This window comes from Modestobacter sp. VKM Ac-2978, assembly GCF_026968025.1.
Classification (GTDB): Bacteria; Actinomycetota; Actinomycetes; order Mycobacteriales; family Geodermatophilaceae; genus Modestobacter.
In genome coordinates this window covers 1-16,068 of the sequence record NZ_JAPVBP010000009.1, presented here as the reverse complement: position 1 = coordinate 16,068, position 16,068 = coordinate 1, and the positions used below count along the sequence as shown (strand labels likewise).

Here is a 16,068-nt window from a genome sequence, read left to right as displayed (position 1 = left end):
TTCGAGGTCTGCCTACCGGATCCTCATCGTGTGCGGTCGTCCCTAGCCGGTGGCCTCCGGCTACTCGTCACCACGGGTTGGCGAACCGCAGCTGCAAGGACGTCTGATGGCTCGCGATCTGGAATGCTCCAGTACAGCCGGAGGAGGTGCTGGTCGGTCAGATGCGGGGCCTTCTCGGCTAACCGAGCGCACTTCAGGATGTCGGATACTGCGGAGGTTGCTTGGGGTGAGCGCTAACGCCGTTGGTCGTAGGGGCCGGGGGCCACGCCAGTGTGCTGAGCGGGTAGGCCGGAGGGGTGACGCGCGGTTCGGGCTCGGTTCCATGCGCCGGTTCTTGGGACCCAACGCCCGCTTCCTACCGCCCGCGGGCCACGCACCGCCGCCGACGGTCGACGAGGCTCAGGGTCGTGTCGGTGGTCGCCCATACCGTCGGGCGGAAGTATTCCGTCGGTCGTGTCAGGAGATGACGATGCTTGACGCTCCACTTCCCCGCGCTGCGGCGTGGGCGCCCTTCCTCGAGGGTGAACGCAGCTGGCTGGTCAGGCGAGACGCCACCGCGGCCACGTGGTTGGTTCAGCGGGCCGCCTCTGAGGGCAGTCGGCTGGTGATTCAGGGGGTGTCTCATGCCCACAGCTATCGCCATGGCGACGGACCACTAGCGGCACTGGCCAGACGTGGCGACGTTGCTACGTACAAGTCGCCAGCTGGGCCAGGCGCCACTTTCGTGCATAACGCGGACATACGGCTGCTGGCGACGGGGATGAGCACCGCTGGCGGATTCAGCCTCGTGGCCACGGAGACCAAGACCTTGCCCCTCCATGGCTGGGCCATGGCCACGGGTGCGGTCGACCTAACGACTAACGAGGTCACGGAAGACGAGCGTTCGACGGAGCAGATAGAGATGCTGGAGGGTTTGGTGAATCAGCTCTACAACGGCTGGTCCCACAAGCAGGTCGGGCGCCGGGCGTCGGCCTACTACATGCCCAGGCTGGCGGATTCCGGGATGAGTTACGCGGTGTTCGTGGGCTCGCTCATCGCCTTGGCTCCCAGGCGCCTGGACTCGAACTCGGACATAGAGGAGATGCGGAAGGCGCTGCCACCAGCCTGGGCTTCAGAGCGAGAGACGCTGTCTAGGAGTTGGCGCTAGGTGCTCGTCTCCCTTGCTGGAGGCACGAACCGTCGCCAGTTTCTAGGTGTCAGCTCACCGTGACGTCGAGCGAGTCAGGTCGCCAATCAGGGTCGGAAGGAAGTCGTCCAGCCCTTCCGGTCGCGTCGGTGCGGAGGGCAACGCGATTGGTTCCGTAATGCCGGCGTACCGCAGGGTCACTCGGCCGTACTGCGGAAAACTCCAGTCGCCTCCTGCGGCCCCCTCCTGCCACACGTCTCCCCCATTCACCCACGGCTCCTCGTCGGGCTCGAGGCTGACCTGCTGCAGCGCGGAACGAGGTAGGACCGTGATCGATACCTTGGCGTCGCGGTGTCCGTCGTCGAACCGGTGGTGAGCCGAGGTCTTCACGTCCTGGAGAACAGCCAGCAACAGGAGACTGTCTGTCCAGACCCGCACATGACCGCTGAGGCGCATCCGCTCGCCGAAGGCGAGGTTCACGTCAACGTGTCGCGGCTCAGCGGGGTACAGCAGTGTCGTCATGCGTGCCAGGACGTGGACTGGCAGGCGAATGCCACCGTCTGTACGGGACGCGATCTGGCCCCCAAGGGCCTGAGACCACTGCAGGCGCGGGTCCTGCTCGCCCTCAACGCTCACAGTCGGGCCCTCCAGACAGTCGAGAATCAAGACGGGGGAGTATCTCAACCTCCTCGGCTGGTGAGGCTGGCGGTGACGTCCCGATGACCTTCGTGACCGCTGTTGGCCCGTGACTCCGCGGTCACCCCCGTTCGCCGGCGTTCCTGATCCACGGAAGCCGGCACCTCAATTCTGGCGGCCCGGCGACATTGATGGCGACAACGGCGGAGCCTATGACGCGATTCGGCACATGGCGCTAACCGACGGGGACGGTAGAATGGGACCATGCCAGAGAAGCCTTACGACCTAGCCGTGTCTTTTGCGGGAGAGCAGCGAGATTACGTATCTGTCACTGTGGAGGAATGCAAGGCGCTAGGTCTCAAGGTCTTCTACGACAGAGATAAGAACAATGAATGGTGGGGAACGAGCTTTATCCGCGAACAGCGGAACGTATATAGCTCTCAAGCTCAATTTTTTGTGCCGTTCATTTCGGCGGAGTACTTGAACAAGCCGATCCCGATGGACGAGTTCTCGGCGGCGATGATGACAGCCGTCAAGCAAGGCGACGGGTACATCTTGCCCGTCTTGATGGACAACGCCCGTGTGCCGGCTGACCTGCTGCATCCGCACATTCACTACCTACGCGCGAGCGACTACACCCCGCGGCAGCTGGCTCACGAGTTCGCCGCCAAGGTCGGCAAGTCCCGTGGCGCCGGCACTCCTCCAGCTGAGATCGGCTCGGTAGTCGAGCATGCCCTGATGCTGCGACTGCCGCGTGTTGCCCATTCGGACTGGAGCAAGTACGAGGAACTCGACCGGATCTTTGACTACCTCGCCGAGCAGTTCACTGCTGGCGTGCCTCAACTGCGTCCGAAAGGCCTCGTATGCACGACCAAGCGACAGGGGGACCGCTTCACCGTCCGCGTCGAACGCGCCGGCGAGACCGTCTTCGCGCTCGACGTCTCCAAGGGCGGTGGTGGGCTCGGTGACGATCAGCTGACATGGAGCGTCGGGCAACGCTCCCACTCGCTCGGCGGCATCAACGGCTGGGCGCGGCCGGAGTGGGATCGCCAGCGTGACGCAGCGGTCGTCAAGGTAAACGACTTGTCCGCTTATGTGCAGCGCGACTTGAACCTCGGTAGCGGTCTAACTGCCAGAGAGTTCTTCATGTATATGTGGGACAAGATGATCGATCAGATTGAGCGGACCTCGAGATGACTTGCGCCGCCAGTGATGTTTCCATCGGCACGGAACTCTTTAGGAGAACTGGCCGTGTCTGACGACGAGCAGTCGTCGGGTGATGGACTGATCACCGACGCGGAGGGCAGGATCGCAGCCTTTGACCAACTAACCTTTGCGATTGCCGCTCATGCCGCAGCAGATCCGGCCACAGCGCTCGAAATGATCGGCGGCGTGAGTCTCGACTTTCGTAGCAAAGATTGACTCACCCGATGCGCCACTGGTGCTCCTCAACATGACAAGCGTGCTCATCAATCTCGCGGGTGAGCTGAGTGACGAGGAGGCTCTGGGCTACGCCATCCAGCTTCTTGACGAGTTGATCGATTCTGCCCCAGTGTCCAGCAGTTGGATCAGTCATGCTCGGTACAACCGCGCGAACGCCAAGGAGAATCTACTGGAATCAGTTGGCAGGCGGGTATGGGAGGAGGCTGAGGAAGATGAGCGCCGAGCCGAGTATTACAAATTCAGAGCGCTCAGGCGGCTTGATCTGCGGGCAGCCAGGCGAGACTTCCTGGCGGCGGCCCAGGATGTCGATCCTGTTCATCGAACTCAGGCACGGACCAATCTCGGCAATATACTGTCAACGTCGGGACGTTGGCTCGAGGCCTTCGAGCAGTATGTCGAGGCGGTGGCACTCGATCCAACAAATGGGAATGCCGCCGGAAATGCGGCACTTAGCTTGTACCGCGTGCTGCAGTCCGACCTCGGACCAGCAGGTCACCTCGCAGCCGTCTATTCGAAGTATCGGGCCATCGCGCACGCAAATCGGGCGAGGACCGTGGAGCTGGCGGGTGAAGAAGCGGCAGCTAAGTGGGATGCGCTGCCGGAAATCGAATCACATGGACACCTGGCGCACGCGCACTCGGATGACCCTTACCTCCAGTGGGTCGCTCGGGAGCGGCTGGCGCTCACGCCCGTCATGGATGGACTAGGGAGCGACAATCCGCGCTTCGATGATGTCTCCATCCATTCAGTGTTCAGCCGGCGCGATGAGGAGGGCATGCCGCAGGTGTTCGCCGCGGCCAATGTCCTCAAAAGCGACTACCTGGCTGCTCGCCGGACGGTCTACCAGGGCCTTGCCACGCTCGATGAAGGGGGTGGGGGCTGGGCACTGCACCCGAGAGACACGGGGACCTACGCCGACACACTCGACTACGCCGTCTACGGCGAGCCTATTTCCTTCCTGACGTTGGGTGCGCGCGCTGCTCTCGACGTACTCGACAAGATCGCGGTCGCGACCAACGAGTACCTCGGGACTTCGGACAACCCGGGGAGCGTGAACTTCCGCAAGTACTGGTTCGACAAGAAGACCAGAGACGTGGATTGGCCAGGCTTGCACTGCAAGTTGACTGATCAGAATCTGGATATGTCGCGGATCTTAGCGCTGGCCGAACTTGCAGATGACCTCGAAGATGGAGGGCTATACGAGGACGCGCAGGCAATGCGCAATCGAAGTACCCACCGCCTCGTCCGAGGCAAGCTCTTCGATGCGGAGGGGATCACCAATACGGCGCTAACAACGCTGGATATTGAGAACCTGAAGGGTGCTAGCGTTGAGTCTTTGCGGGTTGCCCGCGCTGGAATATTGTACTTCCATGCCCTAGTGAGCGTCAGGGAACTGCGCAATGGAAGTCAGAGTGACGGTTTCATGCTGCCCGTGTTCGACTTGGACTAGCACAGCCGCTGGCAACAGCGCTGGGGTCGAAACGGATGCAGCGGCGGCGGTTCCGGCCCCGCTCCGACCCGCTGGCGAACCCCGACCGTGCCGGGGGAAGAGCGCAAGTGCGTGTGCGACGTCGGGGTCGAAGAAGAACGTGCTGCTCTTCATGTCTTGGAGCGTCATCTGCAGCGCTATAGGTGAGGCGGCCTCGACACTGGTCTGATGGCTCGACGTCCAGATCGACGACAGACCAGCGTTCTGGTGTCCGAACGTGCCCGCGGCATGCTGCTATGGATCGCCAAGGAGCGTGGGGTATCCCGCGAGCAGGCATTGCGTGACCTGCTCGATGCCCACGTGGCTGAGCAGTCCGGATGCGCGGAGGGGGACCGGCTCAGTCACATCTCGACCGTGCTGCACTACCCGCCGAGGCCACCCGGTCGTCAGTCTGACGGCCGGGTTCGCCTGAGTCTGCGATTGGACGAGGGCGTGGCCGAGCTTGCGAGCTCCATGTCGCTGCGTCTACCGGGTCAGGCCCTGCGGCGGGCCTTCGAGGACTACGCATCCCGGCCGCTAACCGACGCCGTGGTGACGGCTATCGCGCGGGCACGCCCGTTCGTCGACGAGGGCTTGGAGGGCCTTCCACCGTTGCTGAGGCAACGGGAGACACAAGGGCTGTGGCGACTCACGGTCGCAGCAACACTGACGCTCGCGGAGCAGCAGGTTGTGCTCAGTCGCCCAACGGATCCGACCACTGCCGTGCTGCGCGGCCAGGACGTGGCCTGGCACGACCCCTGGCGGTTCGCAGTCGCGCTACATCTCGCCCGACGACTCTTGATCGGGCCACAGTCGGCTGCCAGCCGGCACATGCTGTGGGAGCAGGGCGATGAGTTCGAGCTGCTCCGGTTCGACTTCGAACGCACGGAGGACTTCGACCACCCACTGTTGCGTGGGCTGAGCTGGCCACACCGAGACCTGCAAGGCCGCGGCGGTGCAGCGGTGTGGAGAGCAGAACGGTCCTTGGCCCTGGAGAGATTCGCGACGTGGATGACAGGGCCCACCGGTACCTCGACCACAGTGGATCCTCCGGAGTGGGAGGTGACGGTGCCCGAGGGCTGGCACGGTCGACCGCCTGTTGCTGAGAAGGGTCAGCTGTCAAGCCAGGAGCAGGCCGACGTCGACGCCGGCCGGCTCGTGCACATCGAGGTCGGGGACCAGAGCGTGCTCTGGCCCTATGGGGAGTCCGGATCGCCGGTCCGTGGCATCGACGCCGTCGGTGCCGGTGCGGGAAGCATCGCACCGGCAGAGCTGGTCGAGCTGATCCTGATCAGGACCGAGGATGTCGGTCGTCGTCTCCGTGTTCCAGCTGCCACCGCGTGCGAGCTGGGATTCATCCCGCCTGCGGAACGGGACGCCCTTGTGGTTGCCGCCGAGGTGGAGACCCATGCGGAAATCGCACGGGTACTCACTGAGGCGTCCGAGCCGGAGCTGTGGGCGTTGAGGGCAGCTGCCCACGCCCCTGAACGCTTCGCCAGGATCGCCAGACGGGCAGGCATGCAGTGCTTCATCGTGCGGCCGACCTGGACCTGGTACGTGGACTCCGTCCCGGAAGTTCTGGCCGCCGGTGCCAGTCGGGAGCAGCTCCTGTGGCTGGGCGGGGGCATGCGGCGACTTCAGCGGATGGCTCTTGAGGACAGCATGCGCAGCGCCGCCCTTCGGGCGTACTGGCTGGGTCAGCCCGACATCCCCGACGACATGTGACATCCACAGATAGGCGAGGCTTTTCTACGAGCCTGAGCCTGGTGTTCGACAGTCCGTCGACCCAAGGAGCAGCACATGTCCGAGCCCAACCCCAGCCCCGCCAGCGGCTCCGAGCCGCAGCCCACCGCACCCCGGTTCGAGCGCATGAAGCAGGCCGTGACGGCCGCCGGGCCCGCGATCATGCGGGTCACGGCCGGCCAGATGATCACACTGCTGATTCGGCAGTGGCTGGGCGACTGAGCACCTCAGTCCGCGTAGGACACCGGTGCGGCACGCCCCGGCCACCCAGCCGGGGCGTCCGCCCGTCCGCTGCCAGGAGTACCAGCCCTGCCCGCTCGCCCGGGCGCACCGGCGCCTTCGGATCAGCGCACATCCGCAACACGACGGGCGGGCAGCCGAATCGTGTCGGATCTGCCGACCACACTGAGGTCGGACATGGCCAGCGCTCAGCAGAGGTGACGATCGTGCGCGACGTCTTCGACGACCCGTTCCAGTTCGACAGGCCCGCCGTACCCGAAGACCCCGGCCTCGTTGCGCCCAAGGTCGACTGGCCGGACGTACCTACGCCTCGGCCTCCTTCTCCATCAACCAGCCTCACTCGCGCGACGTCGGCCAGCCCGCGCGCTTCGTCTACAAGGTGTTCGACGTCGAAGACGCAACCGAGCTGATCAGGAACGGGGAAGAGTGGGTCGTCTCCCAGACGACGGGCGGGCGCGTCCAGGTGAAGCTCCTGGTGGCCCGCGAGGCCGGCGCGGTCAAGGAGCTATGGATCCAGAAGGTCCCGGCCCCAGGCGCGCTCGGCAAGGTCAAGGACGTCCTCAACCTCAAGCGCGCCGACGCCGAAGTCGTCCTCGAGCTGCTGAGGAACCTGGACCTCATCCTGGTCCAGGGAGACACCTCGGTCCGGGTCGACGACGCCCTGGTCCGGGACCTCTTCGCGAACCCGGCCTCCCTGATCGAGGTCTACAGGCGCGACCCGGACCGCTTCCGGGAACTCATCACCGACGATGAGGCCGCCCAGGACGTCGTGGCCATCGCCCACCGGCGACAGCAGGTCGACCGCTTCCGCAAGCTGCTCAACGACGCGGCGTACTTCAGATCCGAACAGGAGGCACTGCCCGGGCGCGGAACCGAGCACGTGTGGCAGAACTTCTTCGAGCAGAACCCCTGGATCCTTGGTGTGACCTTGTCGGGCCAGCTGTTCACGTCCTGGGACCCCGACCGACTTCGGCAGGCAGTCACCGGCCGGTCGATCAGCGGAGTCGGCAAGGAGGCCGACGCCCTGCTCCGCACCGCCGGCCGGGTGCGAGCCATGGTCTTCGCCGAGTTCAAGAATCACGACGTCGACCTCCTGAACAAGGAGTAGCGCAGCGGCTGCTGGTCCCCGTCCGAGCACCTGGCCGGGGGAGTGTCCCAGGTGCAGGGCACAGTCCACCGGGCGACCCAGGAGATCGGCGACCGCCTCGCCGAGCTGGCTGAGGACGGCAGCGAGTTGCCCGGACGCTTCACCTACCTCATCCGGCCACGCGCCTACCTGGTCATCGGTCGCCTCGACGAGCTGGTTGGCGCCGCGGGTGGAGACCATCAGGACAAGATCCGCTCCTTCGAGCCTTACCGTCGGCACCTCGACGAGCCCGAAGTCATCACCTACGACGAGCTGCTGGCCCGGGCGGAGTGGTTCGTCGATTCAGCAGGCGAGACGCCAGTTGACTGATAAGTCCAACGCCGCCTGGTGCGAACACCCGCAGTCTTAGTTGAGGTCGTTACGCCATGCTCGTTGTCCGGGGCAAGAGCCGGGAGGTGACGTCGTCAACACGCCCTGAGACGCCGGGTCTTCGTCCCTGCTGCAGAGCTGTCCGACGCGGTGGCCAGGCGATCCGCGACGCTCGTTGAGCGTCTGAAGACTACTGAACCCGGCTAATGAGTGGTGCTAGAGACCGGTGTCCGTGGTTGCAGTTGTGGTTGCAGTCGGACCGATTGCAGCGTCGTTCGGGCGGGTTCGCCAAGATCCGCAGAATTGTAAAGTGCCTGTTCAGAAGCTCGTCGCGCACGGTGGCGCACCCCTGTGAACGTGGTCATGGCGGCCTGGCAGTGTGGGGGTCAGGGGTTCGAGTCCCCTCAGCTCCACTCCGATGACCAGGCCGTTCCCCTTTGGGGGGAACGGCCTGTGTCGTCTCTGGTTGCAGTTGGCCGACCCTCACCCGGCAACAGCGGCGCGCCCATCCGGTCCGCGGCCTCCGGCGCGAGAGCCCGCATCACGTCGCTGTAGATGTCCATCATGGTGCGCATCTGCGTTCGCGCTGCAAGAAGCGGTGCTCGTTCGTGCGGCCGCCCGACGAGTCGATACCGCGCAGCGCAGCACGGCCGCGCCACGCGGCCGAAAAGGAGGTGAGCCAGTCGTAGTCGTTGGTCTGATTCACTAACAGGGTGACCGCACCCCTTCCCTTAGGCTTAAGGTATCCCAAACGTGCAGAGCGACTGGTGCAGCGACAGTATGAGGACTACCGAGTCTTTACAGAGTTTTGGGATGCCCTCTTGGCTGACATGGGCGAAGCGGTGCGCACATTGGTTGCTAATGACTCCGTCCACATCATCGCAATCCATGGGCCGCAGGGTGCGGGCAAGACGCTTTTCGCCAGACAATTGCAGCAAGATTTCGCAGCGGTAGCCTCAGCGTCCCAACCCCTTAGGGGCCATGAGCTCAAAGGCAACACGTGGGCTCAAATTGCTGGTGGCCGCACCCTTTCGTGGGGACGCGTGGAGGAAATCTCCAACGAGATTCGCATGCATGAATTGAACGGGGAGTCGGACTGGCCCGAAAAAGTTGCTGGTTTTGCGCGAGCTGGGATTGGATCAGTCGTCTTTTATGACAACGCGGAGCGCGCGCACTTTCTCCGCGGTCTAGGATACTCGGGTCCGACTGCCAAGCGCGCCGAATACCTACTGGAAGCCGCGCAGACACTTGTGGATCAGACTCGAACGAAGTTCTCTAAGACCTTGCTGGTTCTTTTGAGTAATGACCTGTCCTATCTCGAGGCACTCAAGGGCGCTGTTGACAGCCAAGAACGTGACCTCATGTCGATCGTGGAAATCGGCCTTCCCTCCGCCGAGGAGAAGGAGCGAGCAGTCCGCACAAACATTAATCGTTTGAATCCGGTCAGCTATTGGGCCTGCATTGATAAGTCGCCAGATAATCACCGAGAGAAGGTTCGTGACTGCCTTATTGATAAGGCCACCTTCCCGGACGCGTTCGAAGCGGTAGATAAGGCCTTCGAGGCTTCTGCGACACGCACAGGCAGGCCAGGGAAGAAGAACCAACTGGTGTTGGTGACTCTTGTTCCGGAAGAGGATGTGACTGACATGGTGGGGATGTTCTCGACTGGGGCGACGGTTGAGGCATCTCACAGCTGGATCCTTAGCGAGTACAACTCCTCAGGCTGGGCCGACTGCCTGAAGGACTCGCGCAGATCTAGTCTTCTTGAGTCAGAATGGGGATTCAGGTCGGTGTTTCTTGGCGCGCCGTTCGTGGGCGCCCTCTTGGCGGCCGACGTGGCGACTGAAGAACTCTCCGTCTGCGAGAAGTTAGTGGCAATGATCGCTCGACCGGGTGGTCACACCTGGCCCAAGGACTCCCGTCAGGCTTATGCGCGGGAGCTCGCTGAACAGGCTGACAACTGGCCATCGCGCAGCGAAGAAGACCTGACTCGCGTCAGTCAGTTTTGGGCTGCAGGAGATTCGCGAGCGGGAAGTTACGAGAGCATTTTCAGCGCCCTGCTGCTCGGCTACAACACTACGACCGCAAGCGAGGGCATGGCCCGACCAGACTGGGTTAAAGCTCCGTACGAGCCGTGTTCTATCGTTGATGGCGCCGCATCGGGGAACGCGGGAATGAAGCGAACGGCCAACATTCTGGAGTTCACTACTACCAAGAACGCAACGAAACAATATTTGAACCGTTATCTAGCTACGAAGCTTCCCAACTATGCCGGAATGTTGGAGAATGACTAACCGTCTGGTCGACCTCAATAGCTGACCGCTTCACATCTTCGAGTACGCGGCTGCGCTCGAAAATTGAGTCCTTCAAGCCCCGCCGAGATGGGGACCCGCTCCGCATTAATCTCCGCCCCAACCAGGATTGGCAGGCACGGTACGGAGTCTGACCGTCTTGCGGACTGTATGCGCACTTGCGCGGTCGTGGTCAGCCGAAATTCGAGTTGCACGTGCGGTGGAGGCCGCATGACCGGGGATTGCCTAGCGTCGGTAAGAACTTGTAGGAGCGGTCGTATTCTGTGACGGTGGCGAGCTGGGCGGCCTGCTGGCGACGCAGCTTGCGGGGTGGCCGCTAGGCCTGTCCGCCGGCTGGTTGCCCGCACGCAGGTGACGACACCGCAGTCGCCAAGCGCTGCGGAACCGGCACCCCGGACTACGATGACCGGCAGGAGACTAATACCGGCGCGCTGTTGGCAGCCCACGGCGAGATTTGTCGCCCGAGTCTTCGGCAGTGTCGGTCAGTGGCCGCCGTCCACCGGCTGGCCAATCTGGGGCGGCCAAAAACCTAGGCCAGACGGACTTTCGGCATTAATCTTGTCGAGCCAGTCTGCAGCGGCTCGTAGCCGGTCGGCGTCTTCGCCAAAGCTTCCAACGCCGGCGTTGCAGGGCGAGCAGAGCAGCGCGCGCACCTGGCCGCCGCGGTGGCAGTGATCCACGACCAGGCCGCGCTTGGCCGCCGGGGTGCCGTCCAGGCGGGGGCGTCCACCCACATACTGCATGACCTCGTTCTCGTGGCGGCCGCAGATCGCGCAGCGACCGCCCTGGGTTACATAGAGGGCCTCTACCTCCTCCGGGGTGATCCGGTACATACGCCAGAGGTTGGCCCGCCGGTTGACCTCCACCGATAGCCCAGAGTTCCGGCGGCGCCGCCGTTGATACTCCCGCATCCACGTCCTGGCGCACTCGCACGTCCGCAGGCTCCCGGTGCCGTCGCAGGTGTGCACCAGCGGGTCCATCTTGACCGTGAGCGGAACCGGGAGCGGCTTGTCCACCAGAGTGGTGACGTTCTCCCTGTTTCGGCGGCGCTCCTCCGTGCGCTCCCGTCGTCGCTCCCGGACACGTTGCCGGGCGCGGGCCTTCGTGCAGTCGCAGGTGGACAGGTTGGTGCCGTCGCACGTGTGGTCTACCGGGACGGGACGGCGGTGTTCGGTGGTCAGCTTGGCCGGAGCCGTCGGGACAGGCGCCCTCTCCAACTCGAACAGGGGCAGGGTGTCGGGCTGGATGCGGCGGGTGGCGTTGGGCACGTCTACTCCTCGTGTCGGCCACGCCCTGGCCAGCTCGGTCGGGCGCCGGTTCATGCTGGGTGACGGTAGGCCCCACCACCGACATGTTCCGGCCCGCTGCACCACCGACACAGGTCATGGGCGGCGCTGACCATGCGAGGGGTTCGCGCGCCCTTGGGACAGCGGGCCCGAAATTGGGCCGCTTGGACGGCACAACCGGTCGGCAAGATCGGTGAGCCAATGCGGCTGAGCCGCGCTGCCGCGACAGCGAGGCTCCGTTCTGCCAGATTGCTTTCCCACGAGGATAAGGAGAAGGAAGCTGGCAGCACCCAAAGCCATCTTCGGTCCGGCTACTCGTGACATGGATGCCGCGACGGTCCGTACGCTGCGCTGGCTGAGTAGCTAGCGCAACTACCTCGTCCATGACGACGCGCGGGCCCGCGAGCGGCTAGGTGCCAGCGGCATCCACGCTGGCAACGAGGCGGCCCATATGACTGCGGGCATGGCAGAGGCGGTCATCGCACGGATGGGCGACGCCTTTAGTGATGTCGGCGCGTGCATCGGCTGGCGGACGCTGGCCGGCCTCAAGTCGGCGTACCTCTGGCGGTCGCACGATGAGCGGTAGACGACCCAGTCGGCAAGTTCGTTCGGCCTAGTGCACGCCGTGTCGCCCCCCCCCGGTGGGGTAACCCTGAACCCGCGACTGGCAACCTCCCGCCCGTGAGTCGCCATCGTGGTGCGGTGCACCGAATGACGACAGCAGAGGGCGCGGCCCGTCCGCGGCTGCTGCTCGACACCAACGTCTGGTCGATGCTCGGCCGGATCGACGGTGGGCCGGCCTTCTATGCCGCCATGGCAGAGGCTGGCGTTGAGGTGGTGCTGGCGCCCAGCGTCCTCCTTGAACTGGCCCGGTCGGGAAATGTCGTCGCATCAGGTCGGGACGTTCGCGCCATGCTGGCCGGTCCCCGCCGGACGCTTCCGACCGAGGCGGAGCTGGCCTGTCAGGACGTCATCACGCAGGTGCGGCGACTGCATCCGGGCTGGCTTCGGGCGGACCCCGATGTCGCGCGGTGGAAGCAACTGCATCGCTACTGGACGGTCCAGTTCTGGCAAGAGGCGCGACAGAATTGGCCGGCTGTGGTGAAGCAGGTGCGGGCGTTGCCGACGGCGGACGCTGACGCCGTCTATGCGGTACAGCGCGAGAATCACCAAGTGGCCCGAGACGCCGGTGAGACGTCCGCCGACTGGTACTCACCTGCCCCGACCAGCCCTGGTTGGTTGCGGGAGCTGTGGCCGCCGGAGCCCGGGCTAGCAGCCTGGCGGTCCGAGGGCCACGGGATCTTCAGCTTGGCCCTCGCGGAAGCGGCGCAGGGCGAGCTTGCGAGCGGGACCTACCGCACGCTCGCCGACTGGCTGGTCACCTACCTTGATCCGTCGCGCATCACCGACCGCGCCTGGGCTCGGTTCTGGATAAGTGAGATCAAGGCCGCCGACGTGCCGCACCACTGGCTCACCAACACCGCGCAGCGGCAACAGGTGCTCGCCAAGGTCACCAGCAGCAGCCCCCGTGATGCTCAGCACGCAAGCTACCTGGTGCAGTGTGACCTGTTCCTGACGAGCGATAAGCGGTTCGCAGCCTGTCTCCAGGACATGGCAGTTTCGGCGCCCTTTGAGTTCGCAGAGGTGGCGCAAGCTCCTGGCGACGCCTCGGACCTCATCGCCGAGCTGAAAGCATGCGTTGGCGACGCGTCGGCGAATCGATCTTCGCGGTCGGCATAGCCCTGCCATACCCATCCCTGGCGCGGCTGTGGCCGCTGTGGAGTGCGCCGCACAAGCCTGTCGCGACCCGATCCTCGGGTGCAGGCGAAGGTCGACTCGGTCTTGGCGGTCAGGGCGAGTAGCGCACCGGACGGGCACTGGTGCGCGAGAGTCCGCCATCAACTTTTCGCCGCTCGAGGTGCACGAAAGTGGGCCCTTGAATTGCTCGGCGGGGGGGCAGGGGAGAACGCTCTGCGCCGTGTAAACGAAGGGGCTGGTCGACATCAATGGTTGCAGTCCTGGTTGCAGTCCTGGTTGCAGTCCTGGTTGCAGTCCTGGTGTCCGCTGATCACCCGGCTTACGGAAATGTGGCGCACCGCCATGAACGCGATCATGACGGCCTGGCAGTGAGAGGGTCACCTCAGCTTTTACCTCTCGGACCGGGCTCTTCGTTCGAAGACCTGGTCTGAACTTGTTCTGGCCACGTCTGTCGCCCACCTAGGACTGTGAGCAGCCCTTCTGTCCCCGGCGATGTCCGATGATCGGTCCGTTTCCAGTGGCCGCGAACCGCACGGTGCGGGTGGCCGGGTCTGCGGTCACGAGCCGGACGCTGACCCGCGCGCCCGGGGTCAACCGACCATCACAGCGGGCCTGCACGGCTAGGTCGCTGAGCACCACGGTGGACCGTTTCTCGTCCGCGTCGAGCACGACGGCGTCGAACACCTCACCGACCCGGCCGGCCAGCACCGTGGCCTCGACGAGGTCGATGACGGCGCGCTCGACCTCGCGCGTACGCCGGTCCGAGGCGGCCATCAGCCCGGGCAGCTCCGGCAGTGCGGCGCGCAGCTCGGCGGAGGGCTGCTCACCAGCAGCCAGCGCCAGGCAGACCTCGGTGCCGAACCGGTCGACCAGCCGGCGCAGCGGCGCGGTCACGTGCGCGTAGGGCGCGCCGACGCCACCGTGTCCGGGCTGGGCGGGCGGCGGACCGTCGAACGCGGTGTAGGCCGCGCCGCGCAGCAGTGAGGCAGCGGCGTCCAGGAAGGCCGCGTGCCGAGGTCGCGACGGGTCCAGGCCGGCGATGACGTCACCGGGACCGGCGCCGTCCGGCCAGTCGACGCCGAGCCCGGGAGCGAGCCGGCGGAGCGTGTCGACCGCGCCCGGGTCGGCCGGCGGCAGCGTGCGCAGCACCCCCACCCCGCCGTCCAGCATCAGCCGGGCCGCACACCGTCCGGTGAGCAGCGAGATCTGCGCGTTCCACCCCTCGACGTCGGACTGGCCGCGGAAGGCGATCGTCCAGCCGCCGTCGGGTCCGGGCTCCACCTCCTGGGACGGCGTGCCCAGCTCGATCGCACCCCGGTCGCGGGCACGGGCCTGCAGCAGCCGGCCGATCTCGGGCAGCAGTTCCAGTTCCGCGGGCACCTGCGCGCCCACCGACTCGTAGTCCAGCTGGGCCCGGCTGCGCACCCGGGCGCGGCGCAGGTCCACGGCGGTGACCTCGCCGTCGGCGTCCAGGTCGATGGTCCACAGCGCAGCCGGCCGGAGCTGGCCGGGCAGCAGGCTGGCCGCTCGCTCGGACAGCTGCGGCGGGTGCAGCGGCGTCCGGCCGTCGGGGGAGTAGACGGTCTGCCCGCGGCGCCGGGCCTCGACGTCGATGGCGCTGCCGAGCGGCACGAAGGCGCCGACGTCGGCGATCGCGTAGGACACCCGGTAGCCGCTCGCGGTGCGGGCCAGGTGCACGGCCTGGTCCAGGTCGCGGGCGCCGGCCGGGTCGATGGTCACCAGCGGCAGGTCAGTGGCGTCGTGGTCGGGCAGCGGTAGGTCGGCGGCGACCCGGTCCGCTTCGGCCAGCACGTCGGCCGGGAACTCGTCGGGCACCCCGGCCTCCGCCCGGATCGCGGCGAAGTCGAGCGGTCCGGACACCCTCAGCACGCGAGCCACGCCGCCACCCTGGCACGAGGGGTCGGGTACTGCGATCTACGTACACAGAGCCTGCCTCTGCACGACGACGGGACCCCCGCCTGGACGAAACGCTGCACGGGACAACCACCACGACAACTGGGGTGTACCGACATGGCAGGTCTGCTTGATCGTCTTGGGCGTTTCGCCTTCCGCCGGCGGTGGTCGGTCGCTGTGGTCTGGCTGCTGGTCCTGGCTGGGGCGGTGGCGGCTGCCGTGACGTCCGAGGGTCCGGTGAACACCCGGGCGACGATTCCGGGCATCGAGTCGCAGGAGGCGTTCGACCTCCTCGCGGAGCGTTTCCCGGACACGCCTTCGGACAGCGCGTCGGCGACGCTTGTCTTCGTCGCTCCTGACGGTGGGTCGCTGGAGGAGCCGGCGAACCAGGCGGCGGTCGAGGCGGCGCTGGCCACTGCCGCCGAGAGCCCGCAGGTGTCTCGGGTGGTGCCTCCCTCGGCGGGTTCGAGCATCAGCGCCGACGGGACGACCGGCTTCGCGTCGGTGAGCTATGAGGTGCCTTCGGCGGAGGTGACCGACGAGTCGCGCGCCCTGCTGGAGGAGGCGGTGGAGCAGGCGCGGGACGACGGGCTGACCGCGGAGATGCGTGGCTCGGCGCTGAAGAGCCCCACCAGCATGAGCGCCACCGAGCTGGTCGGGGTCGCGATCGCGGCCCTGGTCCTGCT

The 16,068-nt window shown here is 65.6% G+C and carries 12 protein-coding genes and 2 pseudogenes; 11 read left to right on the top strand and 3 right to left on the bottom strand.

All coding sequences use genetic code 11. The annotated features are described in order from the left end of the window. Positions 1 to 787: 787 nt before the first annotated feature. Positions 788 to 1,147 carry a hypothetical protein gene (locus tag O2W53_RS19635; protein WP_269164750.1) on the top strand — a complete coding sequence of 120 codons (360 nt, stop codon included), beginning with the start codon at positions 788 to 790 and terminating at the stop codon, positions 1,145 to 1,147. 54 nt (positions 1,148 to 1,201) lie between these two features. Here O2W53_RS19635 and O2W53_RS19630 read toward each other — a convergent pair whose 3' ends face one another. Beyond that, positions 1,202 to 1,648 (bottom strand): hypothetical protein, encoded by a 447-nt coding sequence (locus O2W53_RS19630; protein ID WP_269164749.1) that lies wholly within the window; start codon positions 1,646 to 1,648, stop codon positions 1,202 to 1,204. A 378-nt stretch (positions 1,649 to 2,026) separates the two neighbouring features. Between O2W53_RS19630 and O2W53_RS19625 the strand changes: the two genes are divergently transcribed. The 8 genes and pseudogenes from O2W53_RS19625 (at position 2,027) to O2W53_RS19590 (ending at position 10,406) form a co-directional block, all read left to right on the top strand. Continuing rightward, positions 2,027 to 2,959 carry a toll/interleukin-1 receptor domain-containing protein gene (locus O2W53_RS19625; protein ID WP_269164748.1) on the top strand — a complete coding sequence of 311 codons (933 nt, stop codon included), beginning with the start codon at positions 2,027 to 2,029 and terminating at the stop codon, positions 2,957 to 2,959. A gap of 54 nt (positions 2,960 to 3,013) precedes the next feature. Beyond that, on the top strand, positions 3,014 to 3,184 hold the full coding sequence (locus O2W53_RS19620; RefSeq protein ID WP_269164747.1) for a hypothetical protein: 171 nt from the start codon (positions 3,014 to 3,016) through the stop codon (positions 3,182 to 3,184). A gap of 40 nt (positions 3,185 to 3,224) precedes the next feature. Next, positions 3,225 to 4,655: an LA2681 family HEPN domain-containing protein gene (locus tag O2W53_RS19615; protein ID WP_269164746.1), complete on the top strand. Its 1,431-nt coding sequence runs from the start codon at positions 3,225 to 3,227 to the stop codon at positions 4,653 to 4,655. Positions 4,656 to 4,922: 267 nt separating this feature from the next. Beyond that, positions 4,923 to 6,398, top strand: coding sequence for a hypothetical protein (locus O2W53_RS19610; protein WP_269164745.1), 1,476 nt, complete (start codon positions 4,923 to 4,925; stop codon positions 6,396 to 6,398). A gap of 75 nt (positions 6,399 to 6,473) precedes the next feature. Beyond that, the gene (locus O2W53_RS19605) at positions 6,474 to 6,638 is read left to right on the top strand and encodes a hypothetical protein (protein ID WP_269164744.1); all 165 of its coding nucleotides are present in this window, start codon (positions 6,474 to 6,476) and stop codon (positions 6,636 to 6,638) included. 397 nt (positions 6,639 to 7,035) lie between these two features. Beyond that, a pseudogene (locus tag O2W53_RS23835) lies at positions 7,036 to 8,112 on the top strand (Shedu immune nuclease family protein). 321 nt (positions 8,113 to 8,433) lie between these two features. Next, positions 8,434 to 8,525: pseudogene (locus O2W53_RS19595) on the top strand. Between the two features lie 300 nt (positions 8,526 to 8,825). Then, complete coding sequence (locus O2W53_RS19590) at positions 8,826 to 10,406, top strand: ATP-binding protein (RefSeq protein WP_269164743.1); 1,581 nt, start codon at positions 8,826 to 8,828, stop codon at positions 10,404 to 10,406. A 500-nt stretch (positions 10,407 to 10,906) separates the two neighbouring features. Here O2W53_RS19590 and O2W53_RS19585 read toward each other — a convergent pair whose 3' ends face one another. Continuing rightward, positions 10,907 to 11,692, bottom strand: coding sequence for an endonuclease VII domain-containing protein (locus O2W53_RS19585; RefSeq protein ID WP_269164742.1), 786 nt, complete (start codon positions 11,690 to 11,692; stop codon positions 10,907 to 10,909). Positions 11,693 to 12,421: 729 nt separating this feature from the next. On the opposite strand from O2W53_RS19585, the gene O2W53_RS19580 reads away from it, so the two are divergent. Continuing rightward, a complete protein-coding gene (locus O2W53_RS19580; protein WP_269164741.1) occupies positions 12,422 to 13,450 on the top strand; it encodes a hypothetical protein in 1,029 nt (342 codons plus the stop codon). 477 nt (positions 13,451 to 13,927) lie between these two features. Here the strand turns inward: O2W53_RS19580 and O2W53_RS19575 are convergent, their stop codons facing one another. Beyond that, positions 13,928 to 15,349, bottom strand: a complete 1,422-nt coding sequence (locus O2W53_RS19575; RefSeq protein WP_269164740.1) for an RNB domain-containing ribonuclease — start codon at positions 15,347 to 15,349, stop codon at positions 13,928 to 13,930. Between the two features lie 252 nt (positions 15,350 to 15,601). On the opposite strand from O2W53_RS19575, the gene O2W53_RS19570 reads away from it, so the two are divergent. Continuing rightward, on the top strand, positions 15,602 to 16,068 hold a 467-nt coding region (locus tag O2W53_RS19570), incomplete at its 3' end, for an MMPL family transporter (RefSeq protein ID WP_269164739.1).

Excerpts from the sequence above, each read along its gene's own strand:
- O2W53_RS19630 (WP_269164749.1), bottom strand. The coding sequence starts at position 1,648 with ATGACGACACTGCTGTACCCCGCTGAGCCGCGACACGTTGACGTGAAC.
- O2W53_RS19625 (WP_269164748.1), top strand. The coding sequence starts at position 2,027 with ATGCCAGAGAAGCCTTACGACCTAGCCGTGTCTTTTGCGGGAGAGCAG.
- O2W53_RS19610 (WP_269164745.1), top strand. The coding sequence starts at position 4,923 with ATGCTGCTATGGATCGCCAAGGAGCGTGGGGTATCCCGCGAGCAGGCA.
- O2W53_RS19605 (WP_269164744.1), top strand. The coding sequence starts at position 6,474 with ATGTCCGAGCCCAACCCCAGCCCCGCCAGCGGCTCCGAGCCGCAGCCC.
- O2W53_RS19580 (WP_269164741.1), top strand. The coding sequence starts at position 12,422 with ATGACGACAGCAGAGGGCGCGGCCCGTCCGCGGCTGCTGCTCGACACC.